The organism is Mesorhizobium sp. M0293 (assembly GCF_040321735.1).
Classification (GTDB): domain Bacteria; phylum Pseudomonadota; class Alphaproteobacteria; order Rhizobiales; family Rhizobiaceae; genus Mesorhizobium.
In genome coordinates this window covers 1-529 of the sequence record NZ_JAMYSA010000332.1, presented here as the reverse complement: position 1 = coordinate 529, position 529 = coordinate 1, and the positions used below count along the sequence as shown (strand labels likewise).

The following is a 529-nucleotide window of genomic DNA, read 5'->3' as shown; positions in this document are numbered from 1 at the left end:
TCCCCCACCGCCCCGAACGGGACGGGCGCACCATGACCGTCCAGCAGATACACCCGCGTGTTCGCAATCGGACGCCCGATCGGGATACGGCGGAATGTCTCATCAATCGCGGTGACCTCGCAGACTGTCGCGAAGGTCGTCGTCTCGGTCGGACCGTAGCAGTGCAAGAGATGCTGCGGTCGGCTCCCCCTCAAGACCCGTGCTACTGCCGCCACATCAACCGCATCACCGCCGACCAATAGCAACCGCAAGCTTGCCAGCGCCGGGCCTAAATCATCAGCGCTCTGGCTGAACAACCCAGCTGTCAGATGCAGGACGGTAATGCCATGCTGCTGAACCAGACGGCGCAGCACCTCTGGCTGCAGCACATCAATTTGTGGAATCACAACCAGGCTTGAACCGTGTAGCAGCGGTGCCCACACTTCCAGGGTACTGATATCAAACGCGGGATTACCCACCCACGCCACACGATCACTCGAGCTGAACTGCGCATAGCCATTGTTGATGACGAGCCGGTTGACCGCACGGT

General features: G+C 60.7%; 1 protein-coding gene. It reads right to left on the bottom strand.

Annotated features, from left to right (window positions below):
• Positions 1-529, bottom strand: a 529-nt coding sequence (locus NKJ06_RS35740; RefSeq protein ID WP_352812648.1) for an AMP-binding protein, incomplete at both ends; no start/stop codon positions are given.